This window comes from Micromonospora sp. NPDC049201 (assembly GCF_055586805.1).
Map to the genome: position 1 here is coordinate 181,324 of NZ_JBVJHM010000008.1, position 22,383 is coordinate 203,706.

General features: G+C 72.8%; 22 protein-coding genes and 1 pseudogene. 15 read left to right on the plus strand and 8 right to left on the minus strand.

Annotation, left to right across the window (positions count from 1 at the left end; genetic code table 11):
* Positions 1 to 327 (minus strand): Pepco domain-containing protein, encoded by a 327-nt coding sequence (locus ACZ6O5_RS19050; RefSeq protein ID WP_465978740.1) that lies wholly within the window; start codon positions 325 to 327, stop codon positions 1 to 3.
* A gap of 162 nt (positions 328 to 489) precedes the next feature.
* Here ACZ6O5_RS19050 and purB point away from each other — a divergent pair, with 162 nt between their 5' ends.
* Positions 490 to 1,914: an adenylosuccinate lyase gene (purB, locus tag ACZ6O5_RS19055; protein ID WP_465978742.1), complete on the plus strand. Its 1,425-nt coding sequence runs from the start codon at positions 490 to 492 to the stop codon at positions 1,912 to 1,914.
* Between the two features lie 122 nt (positions 1,915 to 2,036).
* On the opposite strand, the gene ACZ6O5_RS19060 is transcribed toward purB, so the two are convergent.
* Positions 2,037 to 2,600, minus strand: coding sequence for a YbjQ family protein (locus ACZ6O5_RS19060; protein WP_465978744.1), 564 nt, complete (start codon positions 2,598 to 2,600; stop codon positions 2,037 to 2,039).
* A 23-nt stretch (positions 2,601 to 2,623) separates the two neighbouring features.
* On the minus strand, positions 2,624 to 3,307 hold the full coding sequence (locus tag ACZ6O5_RS19065) for a S1 family peptidase (RefSeq protein ID WP_396772256.1): 684 nt from the start codon (positions 3,305 to 3,307) through the stop codon (positions 2,624 to 2,626).
* 458 nt (positions 3,308 to 3,765) lie between these two features.
* Here ACZ6O5_RS19065 and purS point away from each other — a divergent pair, with 458 nt between their 5' ends.
* From purS to ACZ6O5_RS19085, 4 genes and pseudogenes are all read left to right on the plus strand, one after another.
* Positions 3,766 to 4,029, plus strand: a complete 264-nt coding sequence (gene purS, locus ACZ6O5_RS19070) for a phosphoribosylformylglycinamidine synthase subunit PurS (protein WP_465978747.1) — start codon at positions 3,766 to 3,768, stop codon at positions 4,027 to 4,029.
* Positions 4,026 to 4,709, plus strand: coding sequence for a phosphoribosylformylglycinamidine synthase subunit PurQ (gene purQ, locus ACZ6O5_RS19075; protein WP_405091918.1), 684 nt, complete (start codon positions 4,026 to 4,028; stop codon positions 4,707 to 4,709). Before purS ends, purQ begins: the two co-directional genes overlap by 4 nt.
* A 52-nt stretch (positions 4,710 to 4,761) precedes the next feature.
* A pseudogene (purL, locus tag ACZ6O5_RS19080) lies at positions 4,762 to 7,143 on the plus strand (phosphoribosylformylglycinamidine synthase subunit PurL); the annotation flags it as partial.
* 475 nt (positions 7,144 to 7,618) lie between these two features.
* The gene (locus ACZ6O5_RS19085; RefSeq protein ID WP_465978749.1) at positions 7,619 to 8,416 is read left to right on the plus strand and encodes a 2-phosphosulfolactate phosphatase; all 798 of its coding nucleotides are present in this window, start codon (positions 7,619 to 7,621) and stop codon (positions 8,414 to 8,416) included.
* Positions 8,417 to 8,579: 163 nt separating this feature from the next.
* On the opposite strand, the gene ACZ6O5_RS19090 is transcribed toward ACZ6O5_RS19085, so the two are convergent.
* Positions 8,580 to 10,868, minus strand: a complete 2,289-nt coding sequence (locus tag ACZ6O5_RS19090) for a carboxypeptidase-like regulatory domain-containing protein (RefSeq protein ID WP_465978751.1) — start codon at positions 10,866 to 10,868, stop codon at positions 8,580 to 8,582.
* A gap of 190 nt (positions 10,869 to 11,058) precedes the next feature.
* On the opposite strand from ACZ6O5_RS19090, the gene ACZ6O5_RS19095 reads away from it, so the two are divergent.
* The 5 genes from ACZ6O5_RS19095 (at position 11,059) to amcA (ending at position 15,695) form a co-directional block, all read left to right on the plus strand.
* Positions 11,059 to 11,382 (plus strand): sterol carrier family protein, encoded by a 324-nt coding sequence (locus ACZ6O5_RS19095; RefSeq protein ID WP_425785999.1) that lies wholly within the window; start codon positions 11,059 to 11,061, stop codon positions 11,380 to 11,382.
* A gap of 168 nt (positions 11,383 to 11,550) precedes the next feature.
* Complete coding sequence (gene purF, locus ACZ6O5_RS19100) at positions 11,551 to 13,068, plus strand: amidophosphoribosyltransferase (protein ID WP_107157988.1); 1,518 nt, start codon at positions 11,551 to 11,553, stop codon at positions 13,066 to 13,068.
* Between the two features lie 55 nt (positions 13,069 to 13,123).
* Positions 13,124 to 14,278: a phosphoribosylformylglycinamidine cyclo-ligase gene (purM, locus tag ACZ6O5_RS19105; RefSeq protein WP_465978753.1), complete on the plus strand. Its 1,155-nt coding sequence runs from the start codon at positions 13,124 to 13,126 to the stop codon at positions 14,276 to 14,278.
* A gap of 135 nt (positions 14,279 to 14,413) precedes the next feature.
* A complete protein-coding gene (gene amcB, locus ACZ6O5_RS19110) occupies positions 14,414 to 15,505 on the plus strand; it encodes a cyclophane-forming radical SAM peptide maturase AmcB (RefSeq protein WP_465979074.1) in 1,092 nt (363 codons plus the stop codon).
* Positions 15,486 to 15,695 carry a multiple cyclophane-containing RiPP AmcA gene (gene amcA / locus ACZ6O5_RS19115; protein ID WP_465978755.1) on the plus strand — a complete coding sequence of 70 codons (210 nt, stop codon included), beginning with the start codon at positions 15,486 to 15,488 and terminating at the stop codon, positions 15,693 to 15,695. Before amcB ends, amcA begins: the two co-directional genes overlap by 20 nt.
* A gap of 147 nt (positions 15,696 to 15,842) precedes the next feature.
* Here the strand turns inward: amcA and ACZ6O5_RS19120 are convergent, their stop codons facing one another.
* Entirely contained in the window at positions 15,843 to 16,058 is a 216-nt protein-coding gene (locus ACZ6O5_RS19120) for a DUF3073 domain-containing protein (RefSeq protein WP_107157984.1), read from the minus strand.
* A gap of 302 nt (positions 16,059 to 16,360) precedes the next feature.
* A complete protein-coding gene (locus tag ACZ6O5_RS19125; RefSeq protein ID WP_281933548.1) occupies positions 16,361 to 17,443 on the minus strand; it encodes a Glu/Leu/Phe/Val family dehydrogenase in 1,083 nt (360 codons plus the stop codon).
* Between the two features lie 176 nt (positions 17,444 to 17,619).
* Between ACZ6O5_RS19125 and ACZ6O5_RS19130 the strand changes: the two genes are divergently transcribed.
* Positions 17,620 to 18,459 (plus strand): DUF8083 family protein, encoded by an 840-nt coding sequence (locus tag ACZ6O5_RS19130; RefSeq protein ID WP_107157982.1) that lies wholly within the window; start codon positions 17,620 to 17,622, stop codon positions 18,457 to 18,459.
* Between the two features lie 256 nt (positions 18,460 to 18,715).
* The gene (locus tag ACZ6O5_RS19135; RefSeq protein WP_007073996.1) at positions 18,716 to 18,925 is read left to right on the plus strand and encodes a BldC family transcriptional regulator; all 210 of its coding nucleotides are present in this window, start codon (positions 18,716 to 18,718) and stop codon (positions 18,923 to 18,925) included.
* Positions 18,926 to 18,996: 71 nt separating this feature from the next.
* Here the strand turns inward: ACZ6O5_RS19135 and ACZ6O5_RS19140 are convergent, their stop codons facing one another.
* Positions 18,997 to 19,395, minus strand: coding sequence for a PPOX class F420-dependent oxidoreductase (locus ACZ6O5_RS19140; RefSeq protein ID WP_465978758.1), 399 nt, complete (start codon positions 19,393 to 19,395; stop codon positions 18,997 to 18,999).
* Between the two features lie 53 nt (positions 19,396 to 19,448).
* Here ACZ6O5_RS19140 and ACZ6O5_RS19145 point away from each other — a divergent pair, with 53 nt between their 5' ends.
* Positions 19,449 to 20,228 (plus strand): class I SAM-dependent methyltransferase, encoded by a 780-nt coding sequence (locus ACZ6O5_RS19145; RefSeq protein ID WP_405091923.1) that lies wholly within the window; start codon positions 19,449 to 19,451, stop codon positions 20,226 to 20,228.
* A gap of 52 nt (positions 20,229 to 20,280) precedes the next feature.
* Here ACZ6O5_RS19145 and ACZ6O5_RS19150 read toward each other — a convergent pair whose 3' ends face one another.
* Positions 20,281 to 20,568, minus strand: a complete 288-nt coding sequence (locus tag ACZ6O5_RS19150) for a hypothetical protein (protein WP_465978760.1) — start codon at positions 20,566 to 20,568, stop codon at positions 20,281 to 20,283.
* 163 nt (positions 20,569 to 20,731) lie between these two features.
* Between ACZ6O5_RS19150 and ACZ6O5_RS19155 the strand changes: the two genes are divergently transcribed.
* Together ACZ6O5_RS19155 and ACZ6O5_RS19160 are read left to right on the plus strand one after the other, a co-directional pair.
* The gene (locus ACZ6O5_RS19155) at positions 20,732 to 21,589 is read left to right on the plus strand and encodes a 3-hydroxyacyl-CoA dehydrogenase family protein (protein ID WP_465978762.1); all 858 of its coding nucleotides are present in this window, start codon (positions 20,732 to 20,734) and stop codon (positions 21,587 to 21,589) included.
* Positions 21,586 to 22,329 carry an enoyl-CoA hydratase/isomerase family protein gene (locus ACZ6O5_RS19160; protein ID WP_465978764.1) on the plus strand — a complete coding sequence of 248 codons (744 nt, stop codon included), beginning with the start codon at positions 21,586 to 21,588 and terminating at the stop codon, positions 22,327 to 22,329. Before ACZ6O5_RS19155 ends, ACZ6O5_RS19160 begins: the two co-directional genes overlap by 4 nt.
* The last annotated feature ends 54 nt before the right edge of the window (positions 22,330 to 22,383 follow it).

The following is a 22,383-nucleotide window of genomic DNA, read 5'->3' on the forward strand; positions in this document are numbered from 1 at the left end:
CTACTCCCGGAACGTCAGCGTGACCGTGCCCTTGGAGCCGATCTCGGTGGTGCCGACGAGGTTGAGACCGCCCTTGGCCGACACCTCGAAGCTGAACTGCGCCTCGGCGAGCCGGAGCCGCCCGGTCTCCTCGGCCACCTCGTCGAAGACCGTGCGCAGCGCGGCCACCGTGTGCCGGACGCTCTCCCGGAGCACGGCGATCGGGATGTGCCGGACCGCCACCTCGCGTTCGCCCTTGCGGAACAACCCCATGGTGTCCGGGTCGTCCGACACGTCCACGGACACCAGAAAGGGCAGAGTGTCGACATCGGTTACGGGTTGGGACATCGGGGACGCCTTCCCGGATCGAGGATCATTGACGGAGGGCGGACAGCATATCCGTGGAATTCACGCCGGAGCGTCACTGTCGCATCGTCGACATCCCGCCGGAACGGCCGCCGGGACCGGCCTGGTGGCCGGCCTTCCGGGGCGTACGAAAGAATGCGGTACGTGACGACGATCCCGAACGTGCTCGCCAACCGTTACGCCTCGCCCGAGCTGGTCGCCCTCTGGTCGCCGGAGGAGAAGGTGCGGATGGAGCGCCGGCTCTGGTTGGCGGTGCTCCGGGCCCAGCGGGACCTCGGCGTGCCGGTGCCGGACGGGGTGGTCGAGGCGTACGAGCGGGTGGTCGACGACGTCGACCTGGCCTCGATCGCCGCTCGCGAGCGGGTCACCCGGCACGACGTGAAGGCCCGGATCGAGGAGTTCAGCGCGCTCGCCGGGCACGAGCACGTGCACAAGGGGATGACCTCCCGGGACCTCACCGAGAACGTCGAGCAGCTCCAGATCCGGGCGTCGCTGGAGCTGATCCGGGACCGGGTGGTCGCCACGCTGACGCGGCTGGCCTGGCACGCGGGTGAATACTCCGGCCTGGTGCTGACCGGCCGGTCGCACAACGTCGCCGCGCAGGCCACCACGCTGGGCAAGCGCTTCGCGTCCGCCGCGGAGGAGCTGCTGATCGCGTACGAGCGGTTGACGGACCTGATCGACCGCTACCCGCTGCGCGGGATCAAGGGGCCGGTGGGCACGGCCGCCGACCAGCTCGACCTCTTCGACGGCGACGCGGACAAGGTGGCGGAGCTGGAGCGCCGGGTGGCCGGGCACCTGGGGTTCGCCCGGGTGCTGGACAGCGTCGGGCAGGTCTACCCGCGTTCGCTGGACTTCGACGTGCTCTCCGCGCTGGCGCAGGTGGCCGCCGCACCGTCGTCGCTGGCCACCACGATCCGGCTGATGGTCGGGCAGGAGCTGGTCACCGAGGGCTTCAAGCCGGGGCAGGTGGGCTCCAGCGCGATGCCGCACAAGATGAACACCCGTTCCTCGGAGCGGGTGAACGGCTTCGCGGTGATCATCCGGGGTTACCTGTCGATGGTCGGCGAGCTGGCCGGTGACCAGTGGAACGAGGGGGACGTCTCCTGTTCCGTGGTGCGGCGGGTGGCGCTGCCGGACGCGTTCTTCGCCGCCGACGGCCTGTTCCAGACGTTCCTGACCGTGCTCGACGAGTTCGGCCCGTACCCGGCGGTGATCAACCGGGAGCTGGAGCGCTTCCTGCCGTTCCTGGCCACCACGAAGATCCTGGTCGCCGCCGTGCGTCGGGGCGTCGGTCGGGAGGTCGCCCACGAGGTGATCAAGGAGCACGCGGTGGCCGTGGCGCTGGCCATGCGGGAGCAGGGCGCGGCGGGGAACGATCTGTTCGACCGCCTGGCCGCCGACGGTCGCCTGAACCTGACCCGTGCGGACATCGACGCCCTGGTCACCGACCGCAACACCTTCACCGGCGCCGCCGAGACCCAGGTGGCCCACCTGGTCGCCCGCATCACCAAGATCGTCCAGTCCCACCCCGACGCTGCCGCCTACTCCCCACCCCCCATCCTCTGACCGACCTTCGCTGGTGCCCGCTGATTCACGGAAAGAGTGGCTGTTTCGCGTTCGATGGCCGCACTTTCCGTGAATCAGCAGCGACAAGACGGCGGCGAGACGCACGACGCCGAGACGCGGGGTCAGGGGCCGGTGGGGGTTTCGGCGGCCGTCGAGAGGTTGGGGGCGCTGGCCGGTTCGGCGATGCCGCCGGGGGCGCTGGCGATCTCCGGGTCGTGGGCCGTCTCGGCGGCGATCATCGGCTGGTCGGGCGGCATGACGTCGGGCATCTTCGGCGCGACGATCACGGCGGTGCCGTAGGCGCAGATCTCCATCCACATCTCGCCGCAGTCGCGGCTGTCGAAACGCATCCCGATCACCGCGTTCGCGCCGAGCCGCTGGGCCTCCTCACCCAGTCGGGCCACCGAGTCGGTCCGCCACCGGGTGAGGTTGTCCGGGGCCATCGGGTCGTAGGCGCCTCCGCGCAGGTTCTTGACCCCCTCGCGGTACGGGTTGCGGGTCCTCGCCATCGAGGAGACCACTTCGCCGAGGATCTGGCGGATCTCGTAGCCGGGCAGTTGATCCGTCGTCACGACCAGCACGGTTTCGATGCTGTCAGCCACCGGCGGAGGCGTTCGGGTGCCGTGGGCACCCGATCGGATGCTGCAAAACAGCGCGGCGCGGACGGCCGGGCGGGTCCCGGCCATCCGCGCCGCTTCGACGCCAACCGTCAGACACCGGCCACCGAGGTGATCCAGGACCGGTTGTACGCGACGCTGCCGTAGTTCTGGATGCTGGAGCCGTCGGCGGTGGAGGCCACGCCCACCTGCCGGCCGTTGTAGAACTGCGGGCCGCCCGAGTCGCCGCGCCACGCGTTGCCGTTGATCCGGGTGCTCCGGATCGCCTGGCCGCCGTACGCGTCGGTGACGTTGGTGCTGGTCACCTGGACGTTGGCGGTCTTGAGCTGGGGCGACGCGCCGCAGCCGCTGTAGCAGGTCATGCCCCAGCCGTAGATCGAGTTGGTGGAGCCGACCGGCGGGTTGCTGCTGGCCAGCGACACCGCGGAGGTGCTGACCGTGCTGGAGAGCCGGAGCAGGGCCAGGTCGTAGCGGGTGTAGGAGGCACTCACGCTGCGGGTGACGCCGCCCGAGGCGTAGTAGACGCTGCCGACCCGTACCGACATGGTGCCGCTGACGCAGTGCCGGGCGGTGAGCACCCACTGGGACGCGATCACGCTGCCCGAGCAGGTGAACGAGCCGTTGCTGAAGACGGCCGCGGCCCACGGCGCGGACGAGACGGTGTTGCCGCCGATGATCGGCTGCGGACCGGCCGGTGCGGCACCGGCGCCGGACGCGGTGGCCAGCACGCCGGCGAGCGCGGTGGTCAGCACCGCGAGCAGGGGACGGAGGCGCATGTCGGGGCTCCTTCTGCGCGACACCCGGGATCCCCGGGCGCGGATCGGTACCCGCCGGGCGGGGTGGGCCGGCGGGAGACGTCGATCACTAGCATCGACATCTGACGATGCATGCTACGGCCGGGCCGAGTCCCGTCACAAGACATGAATCGAGTTGGGCCGATGCCTTGGGGTGTGTCGGCGGCTTGGCGGCCCGCTGTCGGAAGTCAGCCCCGTCCGCCCGGTGGTGGGACGTGAAACCCCTGGTGAGAGCCGTTGCCCCGGCCTCTGGTCGGGTGCGCCGCGCAACGAATACGTATCGACGCCGCAACGAACGCGCAACGGTCTCCCGGGTCCCGCCGTCCACTGTTCGAACTGGCCCCGGCCGGTGCGGGTCGGGCGGTATCTGCCAGGTAGGCTGGCTGCGCTCGGCCGTTTGTGGGCCGGCACCCAACTGCGTACACAGTCAGGAGTGCCCAGTGCCTCGCGTCGTCGTCGACGTCATGCTCAAGCCCGAGATCCTCGATCCGCAGGGCCAGGCCGTCGCAAACGCACTGCCCCGGCTCGGCGTCGGTGACGTCGCCTCGGTCCGGATCGGCAGGCGGATCGAGATCGAGTTCACCGGCGAAACGGACCTGGACCGGGCCCGCGAGATCGCCGACAAGCTGCTCGCCAACCCGGTCATCGAGGACTTCACGGTCCGCGTGGTCGAGGCCGACGAGACCGCGGGCGCGCACTCGTGACCGCCCGGGTCGGTGTGGTGACCTTCCCCGGCTCGCTCGACGACGGGGACGCGGCCCGGGCCGTCCGGATCGCCGGCGCCGAGCCGGTCCGGCTCTGGCACGGCGACCCGGACCTGCACGGCGTGGACGCCGTCGTCCTGCCCGGTGGCTTCTCCTACGGCGACTACCTGCGCTGTGGCGCCATCGCCCGGTTCGCGCCGGTGATGGAGACGATCGTGGACGCCGCCCGTGGCGGCCTGCCGGTGCTGGGCATCTGCAACGGCTTCCAGATCCTCTGCGAGGCGCATCTGTTGCCCGGGGCGCTCACCCGCAACCAGCACCTGCACTTCCGCAACCGGGACCAGGTCCTCCGGATCGAGGCCACCGGCACCGCCTGGACCAACACGTTCCAGCCGGGCCAGGAGGTGCTCGTCCCGGTCAAGAACGGCGAAGGCTGCTACGTCGCCGACGCCGCCACGCTGGACCGGCTGGAGGCCGAGGGCCGCGTCGTGGCCCGGTACGTCGGTGGCAACCCCAACGGATCACAGCGCGACATCGCCGCGATCACCAACGAGGCCGGCAACGTCGTCGGCATCATGCCGCACCCCGAGCACGCGGTGGAGGCGCTCACCGGCCCCTCCCTGGACGGCCTCGGCTTCTTCACCTCGGTGCTCAAGCACCTGGTGGGAGCCCCGGCGTGACCATCGGTCGGCTCACCCGCCGTCCCGACGGCGAGCGCAGCAAGGAGACGTCATGACCACCCATCCGGATCCGGGCCTGCGGGCGCCGCAGGGCGTGTCGCCGCAGGCCGGCCCGACCGACGACTGGGCGCCGGGCGTGGACACCGTGCCGCAGGCCGCCGGCACGCCGGAGGAGCTTCAGCCGTACGCCGAACTCGGCCTGCGCGATGACGAGTACGACCGGATCCGGCAGATCCTCGGCCGCCGGCCGACCCAGGCCGAGCTGGCCATGTACTCGATCATGTGGAGCGAGCACTGCTCCTACAAGTCGAGCAAGGTGCACCTGCGTCAGTTCGGGGAGAAGGCGCCGCCGAGCGACCGGCTGCTTGCCGGCATCGGGGAGAACGCCGGCGTGGTCCGGGTCTCCGACGAGCTGGCGGTGACCTTCAAGGTCGAGTCGCACAACCACCCGAGTTTCGTCGAGCCGTACCAGGGCGCGGCGACCGGCGTCGGCGGCATCGTCCGCGACATCCTCGCCATGGGCGCCCGCCCGGTGGCCGTGATGGACCCGCTGCGCTTCGGCGCGGCCGACCACCCGGACACCGCCCGCGTGCTGCCCGGCGTGGTGGCCGGCGTCGGCGGCTACGGCAACTGCCTCGGCCTGCCCAACATCGGCGGCGAGGTGGTCTTCGACCCCTGCTACCAGGGAAACCCCCTGGTCAACGCGCTCTGCCTGGGCGTGCTGCCGGTCGACCGGCTCCAGAAGAAGGACGCCACCGGCCCCGGCAACGTCGTGGTGCTGATGGGCGCCCGGACCGGCCGCGACGGCATCGGCGGCGTGTCCGTGCTGGCCAGCGCCACCTTCGACGAGGGCAGCGAGCAGCGCCGCCCGTCCGTGCAGGTGGGCGACCCGTTCATGGAGAAGCTGCTCATCGAGGCGTGCCTGGAGCTGTACGACGCCGAACTGGTCGTCGGCATCCAGGACCTCGGCGGCGCCGGCCTGACCTGCGCGCTGACCGAGACCGCCGCCTCCGCCGGCACCGGCATGCGGGTGTGGCTGGAGCGGGTGCCGCTGCGCGAGCCCTCGATGGAGCCGCACGAGATCCTGGCCAGCGAGTCCCAGGAGCGGATGCTGCTGGTCGTCACGCCGGAGAAGCTGGAGGCGGTGCTCAAGACCGCCGAGAAGTGGGGCGTCTGGGCCACCGCCATCGGCGAGGTCACCGCGCCGTCGCCGGACGGCCGCCCGGGCCGGCTCGTCATCACCTGGCGCGACCAGCTCGTGGTGGACGTGCCGCCGGGCTCGCTCGTCGACGACGGGCCGGTCTACGCCCGCCCGATGCGGGAGCCGGCCGACCTGATCCTGCTCCAGGCCGACCGGGCCGAGACGCTGCCCCGCCCGAGCACCCCGGACGCGCTCCGGGAGACCGTGCTGCGCATGATCGCGTCGCCCAACCTGGCCGACAAGACCTGGGTGACCGAGCAGTACGACAGGTACGTGCTCGGCAACACCGTGCTCGCCCAGCCGGAGGACTCCGGCGTGATCCGGATCGACGAGCGCAGCGGCCTCGGCGTCGCGCTCTCCGTCGACGGCAACGGCCGGTACGCGCGCCTCGACCCGTACCACGGGACGAAGCTGGCGCTGGCCGAGGCGTACCGGAACGTGGCGGTGACCGGCGCGAAGCCGATCGCGGTGACCAACTGTCTCAACTTCGGCTCGCCGGAGGACCCGGGCGTGATGTGGCAGTTCGCCGAGGCCGTACGCGGCCTGGCGGACGGCTGCCTGGAGCTGGGCATCCCGGTGACCGGCGGCAACGTCAGCTTCTACAACCAGACCGGCGCGGCGGCCATCCACCCGACCCCGGTGGTCGGCGTGCTGGGCATCCTCGACGACGTCGCCGCGCGGGTGCCGATGGGCTTCGTGCCGCGGCCGGCCGGCGACCACGACCAGCTCTTCCTGCTGGGCGAGACGCACGTCGAGCTGTCCGGCTCGGAGTGGGCCTGGGTGACCCACGAGCACCTGGGCGGCATTCCGCCGCAGGTGGACCTGGCCCGCGAGCGGCAGCTCGGCGAGCTGCTGGCCGAGGCGGCCCGGGTGGGGCACGTCAGCTCGGCGCACGACCTCTCCGACGGCGGCCTGGCGCAGAGCCTGGTCGAGTCCAGCCTGCGTCGCGGCGTCGGTGCCCGGGTCACCCTGCCGGAGCACTTCGCCGACGGCTCGATGCCGTTCGTGTTCCTGTTCAGCGAGTCCGCCGGCCGGGTGCTGGTGTCGGTGCCGCGCGGGCACGAGAAGGCGTTCACCGCCCTCTGCGCCGAGCGTGGGGTGCCGTGGGAGTACATCGGCGTGACCGACCCGGCCGGTGGCGCGCTGGAGGTGCGCGGCCAGTTCCGGATCGGCCTGGACGAGCTGCGTGAGGCGCACGGCGCGACGCTGCCGCGCCTGTTCGGCGCCGCCGAGGCGCCGCGGGTGGAGGTGGCGGCGACCCGTACCGGCACCGCCACCGTGCTGCCGGCGACCGCCGAGCAGCCGGTGGGGGTGGATCCCGCCCGGGTCGACGCGGAGCCCATCGCCCGGACGGCCCCGGACGCGGAAGCGCCGGCACCGTCGGACGGCCCGACGCGGGCGGAAGCGGGCACTGGCTCCGCCCCGGCCCGGGAGGTCTCGCCCGAGGCCGGAGCCGGCACGCCCGAAGCTGGAGCCGGCACGCCCGAAGCCGGGGACACGCCGACCGGCACGGCAGCCGGCACCGACGCCGCCGACCCGTCGCGGGGCGACACCGGGTCCTCCGGGTCGCTTCCGGCGCGGGCCGAGGCGCAGTCCGGCGGGTCCGCTCCGGCGCGCGTCGACGACGAACCGGCCGGGCCGGCCACGGGACGGGCCGAGGCGTCCCCGGCGGAGGTCACCGGGCCGCCGTCCGACTCCACCCCGGGCGATGCCCGCCCGGCTGCCGGTGAGCCGGACCAGCGCTGAGGTCACGAACGTGGGCGTCTTCACGCAGCCCGGCGCCGGCGCCCGATTCGACTGGGGCCTGACCGGAGCGGCGGAACTCGGCCGGGTCTGCGCCGTCCTGGTGGTGGTGGACGTCCTGTCGTTCACCACCGCCGTGGAGGTGGCGGTGAGCCGGGGCTCACGGGTGCACCCGTTCCCGTGGGGCGAGCAGGCGGCCGAGTACGCCCGCCGGGTCGGTGCCGTCGCCGCGGTGGGCCGCCGGCAGACGACTCCGGAGCATCCGTGGTCGCTCTCCCCGGCGGCGCTGCGGTCCGCACCCGTGGTCGCCGACCTGGTGCTGCCGTCGCCCAACGGCTCGGCGATCAGCGCCGCGGCGAGCGCCACCGGGATGCCGGTGGTGGCGGCGTGCCTGCGTAACGCACGCGCCGTCGGGCGATGGCTCCGCCACCAGGGGTACGGCACGAACGACGCCGCCGTGGGCGTGGTGGCCGCCGGTGAGCGCTGGCCGGACGGGTCGCTGCGCCCCAGCGTGGAGGACCAACTCGGGGCCGCCTGCGTGCTGGACGCCCTGGCCGGCGTGCCGGGTGGCCTCTCGGTGGAGGCGGCCATGGCGCTGGCGGCACTCGCCAGCACGCCCGACGTGCCGGCGGCGGTGCGGGGTTGCGTCTCCGGCCGGGAGCTGACCGAAGGCGGGTTCGCCGAGGATGTCGAGGTCGCCGCCGAGATCGGTGTCTCCGACGTCGTGCCGGTGCTCCGCCAGGGCTACTTCGCCCCCGCCTGACGGTTTCCTCGCCTTCGGCGACTGAAGATCTTGGTACGAGACCGCCCCCGGAGGGGCCGTGCCGTACCAAGATCGTGGGCCGATGGACCGGTGCTCTGGTGACCTGACGAGCGTGGCCGCCCGGCGGGTGCCGGACGGCCACGGGTGGCACGAAGAACGTGGGTCAGTCGTCCAGCCAGTCGAGGCGTCGCCCGCCCCGTTCCGGCGTACCGTCCGCACGGCCCCGACCGGACTGCGCCGGGTCGTCGGGGTAGCCGGCCTGGTTGTCGTAGCCGGGACCGCGCTGCTGCGGCGGCTCCTGACCGTAGCCGCCCTGCTGGCCGTACCCGCCGCGCTGGTCGTATCCGCCCTGCTGGTCGTAGCCGCCCTGCTGGTGACCGCCGTCGTAAACACCGGGGGCGTTGCCGTAGGCCGCGCCGGCCGTGCCGCCGTCGTAGCCGCCCGGCTGCCGGCCGTCGTAGCCGCCACCCTGGTGGCTGCCGTAGCCGCCGGTCGGGGCGTCGTCGTAGCCGCCCGGCTGCCGGCCGCCGGTGTAGCCGCCGGTGGGCGCGTCGCCGTAGCCGCCACCCGGCCGGCTGTCGCCGTAGCCCGAGCCCGGGGCGTCGCCGTAGCCACCGGCGGGGGCGTTGTCGTAGCCACCCCCCGCCGGCGCACCGCCGTAGCCACCGGTGGGCGCGTCGCCGTAACCGCCACCCGGCCGGCTGTCGCCGTAGCCGGGGGCGTCGCCGTAGCCGCCCTGCTGCCGGCCGCCGGCGTAGCCACCGGCGGGATTGCCGTCGTAGCCGCCGCCCGACGCGGCCCCGTAGCCAGCCCCGGCGCCGTAGCCGTCGGCCTGCTCCGCACCCCGGCCGTACTGGCCCGGGCCGGGCTGGTCGTAGCCCCGACCCTGCTCCGGCTGGTAGGTGCTGGTCGGATACGGGTCGGCCGCCGGCGCGTACTGGGTGCTGTCGCCGGTGTAGCGGCCGGTGGGCTCGTCGAAACGCTCGTTGGCGTACCCGCCGCCGCCCTGGGCCGCGGCGTAGCCGGCCGCGCCGGCCGCCCCGGCAGCACCGGCCGCGTAGTCGGGGCTGCCGTAGCCGGCGCCGGAGGACGGGCCGTTGCCGTAGCCGCCGCCCGAGGAGGGCGCGTTGCCGTAGCCGTTGCCGGCACCCGAGGAGGGCGCGTTGCCGTAGCCGTAGCCGCCCTGACCGGGCGCGTCGTCGCCGTAGCCGTAGCCGGCCTGTCCCGCCCCGACGCCGTACGCGGGCCCGGGGGGCGCGCCGTACGGGTCCGGCGGGACGTCGTCCACCACCGGGCGCTGGAGCATGGTCGGCGCCTCGCTCATCGCGGCACCCCCGACCATGGTCGGCGCGGGCCCGGCGCCCATGCCGTTGACCACCCGGGTCTGGTCGTCCACACCCCGGTAGGCGCCGTGGGCCGCGGGGACCGCGCCCGCCGCGCCGCCGCCGGGGCCGCCCGGACCGACCGGCCCGTCGGGACCGTCGCCGTCGCCCTCGTCGTTCTTGCGGCGCATGTAGAGCAGCACGATGGTGCCCACGCCGACGGCGACGAAGAGCCCGCCGAGCAGGATCAGCAGCCAGTTGCCGAAGCCGCCGGAGTCCTCGCTGGCCCCGGTCGGCTGCTGGGCGGCCGGGGCCTCGGTGGCCGGGCCGTCGGTGGCCTCGTCCTCGGTGACCTCCTCGGACGGCGGAGCGGACTCGCTGGCCGACGGCGTCGCGCTCGGGCTGGCCGACGCCTTGAGCGCCACGTTGAGCCGGACGCCGGTCACGGACTGGCCGGCGGCGGCGTTGATCGACTTGGCGCTCGGGGTCGCGCCGTCGGCGGAGGCGCCCAGGTCGATGCGGCCCGGCGCGATCGGGTTGTCGGCGGAACCGCCGAAACTGAAGTTGCCACTGCCGTTCGTGTTCGTCCGGCGTTCCTTGCCGGCGCTGTCGCGCAGCATGACGAGCGCGCCGGAGATCGGCTCACCGTTGGAGTCGACCACCTTGCCGGAGACCGTCTTGACGGTCTGCGGCTGCTGCGGCGGCGGCGGCGCGGCCTTGCCCTTGACGGTGAGGTTGAAGTTGCCGGTCGCCGCGTCGGACTTGTCCGGCTGCACCTGCACGGTCACCGAGCCGTTGGCGTCCCCGGCGTTGTCGTTCGCGCGGATGGTGAGCAGCTGCGTCCTGGGCATCGGGTTGCCCGGCGCGAAGTTGACCTGGCCGCAGCCGGAGACGCAACTGACGCCGGAGGGCAGGCCGGTGATGCCGATCTGCGCGTTCTGGTCGCCCTCGCCTGGGGTGACCCGGACGGTCACTGTGGTGTCGCTGCCGGCGTTGAGCGTGACCGAGCCCGGCGAGACGCTGACGTCGGCCGCGAGGGCGGGTGTGGCGGGGACGGTGAGCAGGGCGCCGAAGATCAGCGCTACGACCACACCGGCCCGATGCTGCCAGGCACGTCGGTGTGTGGACACGTCCACCGCCTTCCGGGTCTGATCTTCCCGCCGGCCGGTCCGGCCGGGTTGATCACTCACGGTACGAATTACGCCGTCGGCAACTATGCCTTGTCTGACCGGATCATCTCTACCCAGGGCCGGCGTCGGGCCGCCTTCTGCCGGGTCGTATCGTCCCGTCGTGTCCTCTCCGCACGCTTATTCCGACTCGGTGCTCACCGCTCTGGCGGCACTGGACGAGGGGCGTACGCCCGAACGGCCGGTGCTCCGGGAAGCGGTCCGGATGCTCTTGACCGCCCTCACGGAGCGCGCTCCCGGCCGATCGGTGGAGGTGCGCGTCCCACCCTACGGCGCGGTGCAGTGCGTGGCCGGGCCGCGACACACCCGTGGCACCCCGCCGAACGTGGTGGAGATGGACCCGGGCACCTGGCTGTCGATCGCCACCGGCCGGCTCGGCTGGGTGGAGGCGGTCACCGAGGGTCGCGTCCGGGTCTCCGGCAACCGCGCCGACCTCTCCGCGTACCTCCCGATTTAACCGTCCGGCGTCGGCGTTCCGAGCCACGCTGAGCGGACACTTGGTGACTGTCGGTGGCGACGCGGGTTCGCGTACACTGGTGGCCGACGACGGTCCCGGCCCACGGTGCGGAGCTGCCCCCCGACTCCGCCAGGCCAGTCCAGACCCCCCAGCACGAGGGAGCGGCAGGTGCCCCGAGGCGATGGCCGGCTGAGCCACGACCTTGACCCCCAGCGACCCGGCCCCCAGGACGCGTGCGGCGTCTTCGGTGTCTGGGCGCCCGGCGAGGAAGTCGCGAACCTTACCTATTTCGGGCTCTATGCCCTCCAGCACCGCGGCCAGGAGGCCGCGGGCATCGCGGTCAGCGACGGCTCCGGCGTGGTGGTCTACAAGGATCTCGGCCTGGTCGCCCAGGTGTTCGACGAGCCGACGCTGGCCAGCCTGCGCGGGCACGTCGCGATCGGGCACGCGCGCTACTCGACCACGGGCGGCTCGACCTGGGAGAACGCCCAGCCGACGATCCGGGCCACCAGCGCCGGCACCACGATCGCGCTGGCCCACAACGGCAACCTGGTCAACACCGCCGAGTTGCAGCGCGAGGTGTCCGCCCGCGGTCTGGACTCCGACGGGTCGAGCAACGACACGTCGCTCGTCACCATGCTGCTGGCCAGCCGGCCCGACCTCTCGGTCGAGGCGGCCGCGCTGGAGGTGCTGCCGCAGCTGCGCGGCGCGTTCAGCTTCGTCTTCATGGACGAGTCGACGCTCTACGCGGCGCGTGACCCGCACGGCGTGCGCCCGCTGGTGCTCGGCCGGCTGGAGCGCGGCTGGGTGGTGGCGAGCGAGACCGCCGCGCTGGACATCGTCGGCGCGAGCGTGGTCCGCGAGGTGGAGCCGGGCGAGCTGATCGCCGTCGACGAGGACGGGCTGCGTTCCAGCCGGTTCGCCGCACCGGAGCCCAAGGGCTGCCTCTTCGAGTACGTCTACATCGCCCGGCCGGACGCCACCATCGCCGGCCGGAACGTGCACGCGGCGCGGGTGCAGATCGGCCGCCAGCTCGCCAAGGAGCACCCGGTCGAGGCGGATCTGGTGATCCCGGTGCCGGAGTCCGGCACCCCGGCGGCCATCGGCTACGCCGAGGAGTCCGGCATCACCTACGGCCAGGGCCTGATGAAGAACACGTACGTCGGGCGCACGTTCATCCAGCCCTCGCAGACGCTGCGCGCGCTCGGCGTACGGCTCAAGCTGAACCCGCTGCGGCAGAACGTCCGCGGCAAGCGGCTGGTGGTGGTGGACGACTCGATCGTCCGGGGCACCACCCAGCGGGCCATCGTCCGGCTGCTGCGTGAGGCGGGCGCGCTGGAGGTGCACGTGCGGATCTCGTCGCCGCCGGTCAGCTGGCCCTGCTTCTACGGCATCGACTTCGCCACCCGGGCCGAGCTGCTGGCCAACGGGTTGGACAACGATGGCATCCGGCGGTCGATCGGCGCCGACACGCTGGGCTACGTCTCACTGCCCGGTCTCATCGCGGCGACCGAGCAGCCGAAGACCCGACTCTGCCGGGCGTGCTTCGATGGGGAGTACCCGATCGAACTGCCGGCCGGCAACCTGATCGGCAAGCACGTGCTCGAGGGAGTGGGCCGCCGGGTCGTCGCCGAGGCGGCCGAGCCCACCGGCCCGCTCGTCGCCACACCGACCCATCACCCGTAGCACCACCGACGCGGGTCCGGCGTTCCGGCCCCGCGGAACCACAAAGGGGAGAACCGTGACGCACGTGTCCGAGCGCAGCGGCGCAGGATCCAGCCCGACGGGCGCCGGCGGCGACCGCCAGCCCTGGTCGGCGGGGTCCGGCCGCACGCAGCGCAAACGCTCGGTCTCGTACGCTGACGCCGGGGTGTCGATCGAGGCGGGCGACCGCGCGGTCGAGCTGCTCAAGTCCAAGGTCCGGGAGACCCGGCGCCCGGAGGTCATGGGTGACCTGGGCGGCTTCGCCGGCCTGTTCCGGCTGGACACGAAGAAGTACAAGAGCCCGATCCTGGCCTCCTCCACCGATGGCGTGGGCACCAAGCTGGTGATCGCCCAGCAGCTCGACATCCACGACACGGTCGGCATCGACCTGGTCGCCATGGTCGTCGACGACCTGGTCGCCTGCGGCGCCGAGCCGCTGTTCCTGCTCGACTACATCGCCACCGGCGAGGTCGTCCCGGACCGGGTCGCCGAGATCGGCGCCGGGATCGCCGACGGCTGCCGGTACGCCGGCTGCGCGCTGCTGGGCGGCGAGACCGCCGAGCACCCCGGCGTGCTGCGCCCGGACGAGTACGACATCTCGGCCACCGGCGTCGGCGTGGTGGAGGAGAGCGAGATCCTGCGCCCGGAGCGGGTCGAGGTGGGCGACGTGGTGATCGCGATGCGTTCCTCCGGTCTGCACTCCAACGGCTACTCGCTGGTCCGGCACGTGCTGCTGGGCGCCGGCCGGATGCGGCTGGACGTGGTGCTCGACGACTTCGGCCGCCAGCGCACGCTGGGCGAGGAGCTGCTCACCCCGACCAAGATCTACGCGCAGGACTGCCTCAAGCTGATCGCCGAGGCCGAGGTGCGGGCGCTGGCCCACGTGACCGGCGGCGGCATCCCGGGCAACCTGGTCCGGGTCCTGCCGGAGCACGTCGACGCGGTGGTCAACCGGTCGACCTGGAAGCCGCAGCCGATCTTCGACCTGATCCAGTCCAAGGGCCGGATCGAGGACCCGGAGATGGAGTCGACGTTCAACATGGGCGTCGGCATGTTCGCCATCGTCGCCGCCGAGGACGCCGACCGGGCGCTGGCCACCCTGACCGGTCGCGGTGTCGACGCGTGGCAGGCCGGCGAGATCATCGAGGGCTCCGGCAACGTGCAGATGGTCGGGCAGCACACCCGGGGCTGATCGCGCTGGTCACCCTGCGCCGATCAGCCGGGCACCTGATCGGGGGTTCACCCGAGTGGCCGCCTCCGCCTAGCCTGAAGGTTCGGTTTTCCGGCGCGCGGGGGAGGTTCGATGGCTGCACGCACGCCGGGAGGGATGCGCGGCATCGCCGCCGTCCCCTCGTACGTGGTGATGCAGCCGACCACGTTGTGCAACCTCGACTGCGCCTACTGCTACCTGCCGCTGCGCGCGGCGGACCGGCGGATGTCGGTGGCGGTGGCCGAGGCGGTGGCGGCGTCGGTGAACCGGTGGGCGGCCCAGGGGCGGTGCTCGGTGGTCTGGCACGGCGGGGAGCCGCTCGCGGCCGGCCGGGAGCACCTGGCCGCGCTGCTGGCCCCGTTCGGGGCGGAGGTCGAGCACCACGTGCAGACCAACGCCACGCTGATCGACGACGCCTGGTGCGCCTTCTTCGCCGAGCACCGGGTGCGGGTGAGCGTGAGCGTGGACGGCCCGCGGGCGCGCAACGCCGAGCGGGTGACCCGGGGCGGCCGGCCGGCGTACGACCGGATCGTGTCCGGGGTGGCGGCGTTGCGCCGGCACGGGCTGCCGTTCTCGGCCCTGGCGGTGGTCTCCCGGCCGGAGCCGGGCCTGGCGGCCGAGCTGTACGCCTACTTCCTCGACCTGGGCTGCGAGGTGTTGGGCGTGAACATCGAGGAGACCGAGGGGGTCAACACCCGGTCGAACGCCCGGGACGGCGCCTCGGTCACCGGGTTCTGGGCCGAGCTGGTCGCCGCCTGGCGTCGGGATCCCCGGATCCACCTGCGCGAGGTGGAGTGGTCGCTGCGGTACGCCGGCGCGGTGCTGGCCGGCGCCGCGGACGATCTGCTGCCCCGTCGGCTCGACCCGATCCCGACGGTCGGCCACGACGGCTCGGTGGTGGTGCTCTCGCCGGAGCTGGCCGGCTTCACCGATCCGAGGTACGGCGACTTCGGCAGCGGGAACGTGCTGGTCACCCCGCTGGGCGAGATCCTCGCCGGCGCCGGGCGGACGCCGTGGGTCGGCGAGTTCCTCACCGGGGTGGAGGCGTGCCGGGCGTCCTGTCCGTACTTCGGTTTCTGCGGCGGTGGCCACGCCGCCAACCGCTACTTCGAGCAGGGGCGGTTCGACGGTACGGAGACCGAGCACTGCCGCAACAGCAAGATCCGCCTACTGGAGGGAGTGTTGGAGCATGCCCGAGATCACCAGTGACACCGACCGGGAAACGGTCGCCGGCCGGGTGCGGGACGCCGCCGCGGGGCTGACCGCGCTGCTCCACGAGGCGGAGGCGGCGCGCCTGTTGCGGGCGGAGGCGCCGGGCGAGAGCGGCACCGCGGTGTGCGCGTGGAACCACTTCGAGAACATTCCGACGTTCTACAACTGGAACAACCGCCCGCGCTGAGTGCCGGGTCCGCGATCAAGGACCTGCCGGCGCAGCCGGGGAGGCGTCCCGGTGCGGCAGGTCCCTGATCGTCGGTGCTCCGTCGGCTCCGGCTGAGCACATGCGTGAGCACGCGGGGGCTACCGCGTGCTCAGATGTGACCGGAGGTCAGCGGGTCGGACGGGCCCAGGGGTCCGGATCGTCGTCCGCATGGTCCTCGTCATCGTCGTCGACATACTCTTTGTAGTCGTCGTCGAAGTTGTGCTCAGACTTACCACTACCCGCCAGTTCACGCTGCAAGGCGGTTAGGTCGGTGTTCGGGGAGTGGTACTTCAACTCCCGGGCCACCTTCGTCTGCTTGGCCTTAGCACGGCCGCGCCCCATGGCTCGACCCCCTCGCACAGAATGCGGGGCAGCCCGAAGGCGGGCCCCGATGACGTCAGGCATCTCTCGTGGCTCTTACGGTACATGGGGATGCCACCGTTCGGCACCTCGGGTCACCGTCGACCGGCCCAGCGCGTCGCAGTGTTCCGGCCGTCACACAGTGTACCCGGTAAGGAGTGAAAGCCGGGGCCGGCCGTGACAGCGGACGAACTGCTACGTAAACACACCAAAAACAGCTTAACGCCCAACTCGGGCCCGGGTGCGGCCCGGGGGTGGACCGGCGCCCGCCCCCGGGCACCGGTTCACCGCAGGTGGATGGTGCGCAGGCGGCCGACCTCGGCCATCCGCCGCTCGGCGAGCCGGTCGGCGGCCACCGCCGGCGGAACGCCCTCGTCGTCGGCGAGCCGCAGGATCTCCCGGGTGGTGTCGAAGATCCGGGTGGCACGCAGCTTGGCCCGCTCGAAGTTGAAGCCCTCGATCTCGTCGGCGACCTGGATCACGCCGCCGGCGTTGACCACGTAGTCCGGCGTGTAGAGGATGCCCCGGTCGGCGAGCACCTTCTCGATGCCCGGGTGGGCGAGCTGGTTGTTCGCCGCGCCGCTGACCACCTTGGCCCGCAGCACCGACACGGTCTCGTCGTTCAGCGCGCCGCCCAGCGCGCACGGGGCGTACACGTCGATGTCGGACGCGACCAGCTCGGCGGTGTCGTCTACCAGGGTGACCTGCGGGTGGGTGGTGCGCACCCACTCCCGGGCGCGCGGGTTGACGTCGGTCGCCACGACCTCCGCACCGTCGGACAGCAGGTGCGCGGTCAGGTACTTGCCGACCTTGCCCAGACCGGCCACGCCGACCCGGCGGCCGGCCAGCGTCGGGCTGCCCCAGACGTGCTCGGCGGCGGCCCGCATGCCCTGGTAGACGCCCCAGGCGGTGAGGACGGAGGAGTCCCCCGCGCCGCCGTGCGCCACGCTGCGACCGGTGACGTAGCGGGTCTCCCGGGCGATCATGTCCATGTCGCTGACGTCGGTGCCGACGTCGCACGCGGTGTAGTACCGGCCGTTGAGCGACTCCACGAAGCGGCCGTACGCGCGCAGCAGCGCCTCGCTCTTGAGCTGCTCCGGGTCGCCCCAGATGACCGCCTTGCCGCCGCCCAGGTCCAGGTTCGCCAAAGCGCTCTTGTACGCCATGCCCCGCGACAGGTCGAGCACGTCGGCGAGGGCGTCGGCCTCACTGGCGTACGGGTAGAACCGGGTCCCACCGAGGGCGGGGCCCAGCGCGGTGGAGTAGATCCCGATGATCGCCTTCAGGCCGGACTGCTTGTCCTGGCAGAACACGACCTGCTCGTGACCCGAGGATGACGGGTCGTCGGTGCTGGCGAATACGCCCATGGCTGACTCCTGTGTCGGTGTGCGCCCTTGTGGGGCGCGGAACCTGAGGTGGCACGCCGGCGGGATGGTGCCGGTGCCGTTGAGCCTAATATCGGCCGGAACCGTACTGTCGCGCCCGTCACGCCGCCGGTGTGACGGCGGCGACGGACGGTCCCGTCTCGTGGGAGGATCGCGCCGTGCCGTCGCTCTTCGCTTCATACCTGCGCGTGTACGAGCCGCTGACCGCTTTCGACCGGGACCGGCAGTCGTACTGGCGCCGGTACGTCAGCGAGGGCCGAGCGATCGCCCCGCTGGACGGACCGGGCCGGCAGCGCACCTCGGTGATCGAGGCGCTCGGCGCGGGCTGGACCCGGCTGCCCGACCTGCCCGACGAGGCGTACGTGCTGGAATCCGACGACGCGCTGCTGGTCTGCCCCTGGAACCTGCGGATCCGGGTCGCCGAGGCGGCGTTGAGCGCTCGCGACGGGGTGCCGTCGGTGCTCGCCGACGCGTTCGTGCCGCCGGTCCTGGCCGGTCAGGCCAAGGCGGTGGTGGAGGACTGGCGCAGCGGGGCACGCGTGCTGGAGCACGGGGTGCCCCGGGTCCACGAGCAGGTCGCCACGTGGGGCGTGCCGCTGCGCTGGTTCGTGCTGTTCGAGGCCGGTGAGCGGCACCTGGTCACCGAGCCGGAACGACGCGCGTTGCGCTACCGCACGGAGATCTCCAAGGCCCGCCGCCGCTCGTCCCGGGCGCTGTCCGTGCTGCGCAAGTCGGTCGGCGAGGCGCCGATCACCGAGGCGGTCGAGGAGGCCGCCCGCTGGCTGGAGGAGTTCCATCCGCGTTCGGTGGTGGAGCTGGACTACGGCGGTCTGGTGCAGTTGCTGCCGGATGAGACGCTGGCGGCCGACGACTCGACCGAGCTGGTCGCGGCGGGCCTCGCCGGGTTGTCCCGGGGCGAGGCCGAGGAGGCCTCGGCGGCGTACGACAAGCTGGTCGCCCGCTGGCGTGCGGTGCAGCTCCTGGAACGCTGCAACTGACACCCGGTTTGCCCCCTTCACTGGTGGGCACTGTGAGAGTGTCTCGTAATTGACGCATCACGAACCGTGATCATGAGTCCTAATAAGGTGGTTTCTGCGGTGTAAAAGTCGTAAAAATCGGGCATGGTTCATCCGTCCGTCTAGGGACCTTCAGCCGTTCGGCCCATGTCGGACATCGGGGACTAGCCGGACCATGGGAGACGCGTCGGCCGGCGGGACCCCGGCCGATGTCTATACATGTGGAGGAGTGACCCCGATGGCATCGCGAACGCACGAACCCGAGCCGCTACTCACACCGGCCGAGGTGGCGTCGATGTTCCGTGTCGACCCGAAGACGGTGACCCGGTGGGCCAAGGCTGGCAAGCTCAGCGCCATCCGGACCCTGGGCGGCCACCGCCGTTACCGCGAGTCGGAGGTTCGGGCCCTGCTGCAGGGGCAGATCCCCCAGCAGCGTCAGGGGGACTGACGACCCGGACGATCTCTCAGGCGTTCCGATCAGGGGCGGTGGGACGTCGCGACAGCGACGATCCGCCGCCCTCAATCGTGTCCGGAGGCCGGCGCGTCCAGCACGATCCGCAGCCCCACCGTGCCGCCCTCGCCCCGCCGCAACCGGCTGCCCAGCAGGCTCAACCGGCCGATCAGCCGGTACTTGCGCTTGAGCAGCCCACGGACCCGGCGCGTGCTCTCCGGGTCGTCGATCGTCGCGTGCCCCGGCACCGCCTCGCCGTGCGGCCGGCCCCGCACGTCGCACGGCGCCACCGTGACCCGGCCGTCCCGCCGGATCCGTTTCACCTTGCCGGAGTCGGACACCGTCCACACCGCCAACGCGTCGCCGTCGCGCACGGCCCACACCGGCGTCGGCACCGCCCGGCCGTCCTTGCGGAACGTGGTGAGCAGGACGTACTTCTCCGCCGCCAGGCGGTCCAGGTCGGTCACGCCGCCCAGGATACGGCTGCGACGGCGGAAGCGAGCCCGGATAGCGTGCACCCATGACCGGGGAGCCCACGATCGGCGACGTGTTCGGCGAGATGATCCGCGACGCGTACGCGGTGGCCACCGGCGTCGGCCCCCGGCCGATGGCCGGTGGACGGCTGCCACGGCCGGTCATCGAGATCATCGAACGGGACGACGGGCTGGTCAACGGCGCGCCCGCCGGGCACTACCTGGACCCGCCGCAGCAGTGGCAGCCGCACGACCACCGGGCGGTCGACCGGGTGCACGGGCACGTGCTCGACGTCGGCGTCGGCGCCGGCCGGATCGCGCTGCACCTCCAGGAGCGCGGCGTGCCGGTCACCGGGCTGGACACCTCGCTCGGCGCGTTGCGCGTCAGCCGCCACCGGGGCGTCCGCGAGCTGGTGCACGGCACCGTCGACGAGCACGTCGCGGACGGCCGGCGCTACGACACGTTCCTGCTGCTCGGCAACAACCTCGGCCTGTTCGAGGGGCGCGAGCGCGCCCCCGCGCTGCTGGCCGCGCTCGCCGCGCTGGCCCGTCCCGGCGCGCGGGTGATCGCGCACGGCACCGACCCGTACGGCACCACCGACCCGGTGCACACCGGCTACCACGAGGCGAACAGGCGGCGCGGCCGGCTCGGCGGGCAGCTCCGGCTGCGGCTGCGCTACCGGCTGCTCGGCACGGAATGGTTCGACTACCTGGTGTGTTCGCCCGACGAGTTCGCCGAGCTGGTCCACGGCTCCCCGTGGCGACTGACCGACGTGGACGACACCGACCGTCCGTACTACCTCGCCACGCTGGCGCTGCGCCGTTAGGAAGGGGCCCCTGCTATCGCCTACGCGATAAGAAGGGGCCCCTCCTTGTATCTCAGACCTGGACGGTGGGGGTGGTCTCCTGCGGGGGGAGGCCGCCGTCGCCGTCGACCACCTCGTCCGGCGTACCGTCCTCGTCGATGTCGACCATGGTGATGTCCACCTTGCCGTCGCCGTCGGTGTCGAACTGGAACAGGTCGGCCTTGCCGTCGCCGTCGGTGTCCACCACCCACACGTCGGTCTTGCCGTCATTGTTGGTGTCCGCACGAAGCAGGTCCACCCGCTCGTCACCGCGCGTCTCGACCGTCTCGGTGCGCTCCGCGCTCTCCGGTGCCTGGCTCATCTCGTTCCTTCCTTCGGCGTTGACGCCGGTCTTTACCCCATCCGGCCGGCCCCCACGCATGCCCGGCGGGCCCGTCCTGCATAGGGTCGCATCCAGGGACGAGCGAGCGGCCGGCCCGGTGCGGCGGAGACCCCGCGCGCCACCGCCGCGGCGAGGGGACACGATGAGTGGTCGTTTTGTGGTCGTCGGGGCCGGCACCATGGGCCTCGGCATCGCGTACGTGGCGGCCGGCGCCGGGTACGCGGTCGAGCTGGTGGAGGTGGACCCCGACCGGGGGGCCGACGCGGTCCGGCGGCTCGGCGAGCTGTGGGACCGCGCCGTGCAGCGGGGCAAGCTGACCGCCGAGGCGGCCACCGCCAACCGGGTCCGGGTGACCCTGCGGGCCGGGCTGGCCGAGGTGGCCGAGGGACCGGACGTGATCGTGGAGGCGGTCCCGGAGCGCCTCGACCTCAAGCGCGCCGTGCTCCGCGAGGCCGAGGGCCGCCGGCCGGCGCTGCTGGGCAGCAACACCTCCAGCATCCCGATCGCCGAGCTGGCCGACGGGCTGAACCGCCCGGCGGACTTCCTCGGGCTGCACTTCTTCAACCCGGTCTGGGCGATGGCGCTGCTGGAGGTCGTGGTCGGCGCGGCCACCGCGCCGGAGACCACCGAAGCGGCCGTCGCGCTTGCCGCCCGGCTCGGCAAGGACCCCGTCGTGGTACGCGACATGCCCGGCTTCGCCACCTCCCGGCTCGGCGTCACGCTCGGTCTGGAGGCGATCCGGATGGTGGCCGACGGGGTGGCCGCCCCGGCCGACATCGACAAGGCGATGGTGCTCGGCTACCGGCACCCGGTCGGCCCGCTGGAGCTGACCGACCTGGTCGGGCTGGACGTCCGACTCGACATCGCGCGGACGCTCCAGGCCGCGTACGGCGACCGCTTCGCGCCGCCGCCGCTGCTTGTGGAGATGGTCGCCGCCGGCAGGCTGGGCAAGAAGTCCGGGCAGGGCTTCTACACCTGGGAAGGCGGCGTCAAACAATGAGCGGGCTGCGGATCGAGGAACTGCCGGACCGGCTCGTGGTCACGCTGGACCGACCGGAGAAACGCAACGCGATCGACGCCGACCTGGTCGGCGAGCTGCACACGGTCTGCGCCGAGTTGGAGGCGCGCCCCCGGCTGATGCTGCTCACCGGCGGGGCGGCGGGCATCTTCGCCGGCGGCGCCGACATCGGGCAGCTCCGCGAGCGCGGCCGGCTGGACGCGCTGGCCGCCATCAACCAGGGCGTCTTCGCGCGCATCCGGGCGCTGCCGATGCCCACCGTGGCGGCCGTCGACGGCCCGGCGCTGGGCGGCGGCGCCGAGCTGGCGTACGCCTGCGATCTTCGGGTGTGCACGGGCCGGGCGGTCTTCGGCCAGCCCGAGGTGCGGCTGGGCATCCTGGCCGGCGCCGGCGCGACCTACCGGCTGCCGGCGTTGATCGGCGAGGCCCGGGCCAAGGAACTGCTCTTCACCGGCCGGCGGGTGGACGCCGACGAGGCGCTGCGGATCGGCCTGGTGAACCGGGTGGTGGACGACCCGGCGGAGCTGCTGCCCACCGCGCACGGCCTGCTCGACGAGATGGCCAAGGGCTCGGCGTTGGCGCTGCGGCTGACCAAGCTGGCGGTGGACGCGCCGTCGGCCGCGCACCCGCAGCTCGACCTGCTGAGCCAGGCGGTGCTCTTCGAGGACGAGGAGAAGCACCGGCGGATGACCGAGTTCCTGGAGCGGCGCCGGGCGCGCTGAACCGCGAACGCCGAGGGCCGCACCGGGAACTCCCGGCGCGGCCCTCGATGCTCG

Coding starts and splice junctions, on each gene's coding strand:
- ACZ6O5_RS19150 (WP_465978760.1), bottom strand. CDS start 20,568: ATGAGCCAGGCACCGGAGAGCGCGGAGCGCACCGAGACGGTCGAGACG.
- ACZ6O5_RS19120 (WP_107157984.1), bottom strand. CDS start 16,058: ATGGGGCGCGGCCGTGCTAAGGCCAAGCAGACGAAGGTGGCCCGGGAG.
- ACZ6O5_RS19155 (WP_465978762.1), top strand. CDS start 20,732: ATGAGTGGTCGTTTTGTGGTCGTCGGGGCCGGCACCATGGGCCTCGGC.
- ACZ6O5_RS19125 (WP_281933548.1), bottom strand. CDS start 17,443: ATGGGCGTATTCGCCAGCACCGACGACCCGTCATCCTCGGGTCACGAG.
- ACZ6O5_RS19145 (WP_405091923.1), top strand. CDS start 19,449: ATGACCGGGGAGCCCACGATCGGCGACGTGTTCGGCGAGATGATCCGC.
- ACZ6O5_RS19085 (WP_465978749.1), top strand. CDS start 7,619: ATGCCCGCCCGGCTGCCGGTGAGCCGGACCAGCGCTGAGGTCACGAAC.
- amcA (WP_465978755.1), top strand. CDS start 15,486: ATGCCCGAGATCACCAGTGACACCGACCGGGAAACGGTCGCCGGCCGG.
- ACZ6O5_RS19135 (WP_007073996.1), top strand. CDS start 18,716: ATGGCATCGCGAACGCACGAACCCGAGCCGCTACTCACACCGGCCGAG.
- ACZ6O5_RS19160 (WP_465978764.1), top strand. CDS start 21,586: ATGAGCGGGCTGCGGATCGAGGAACTGCCGGACCGGCTCGTGGTCACG.
- ACZ6O5_RS19050 (WP_465978740.1), bottom strand. CDS start 327: ATGTCCCAACCCGTAACCGATGTCGACACTCTGCCCTTTCTGGTGTCC.
- amcB (WP_465979074.1), top strand. CDS start 14,414: ATGCGCGGCATCGCCGCCGTCCCCTCGTACGTGGTGATGCAGCCGACC.
- ACZ6O5_RS19065 (WP_396772256.1), bottom strand. CDS start 3,307: ATGCGCCTCCGTCCCCTGCTCGCGGTGCTGACCACCGCGCTCGCCGGC.
- ACZ6O5_RS19060 (WP_465978744.1), bottom strand. CDS start 2,600: ATGGCCGGGACCCGCCCGGCCGTCCGCGCCGCGCTGTTTTGCAGCATC.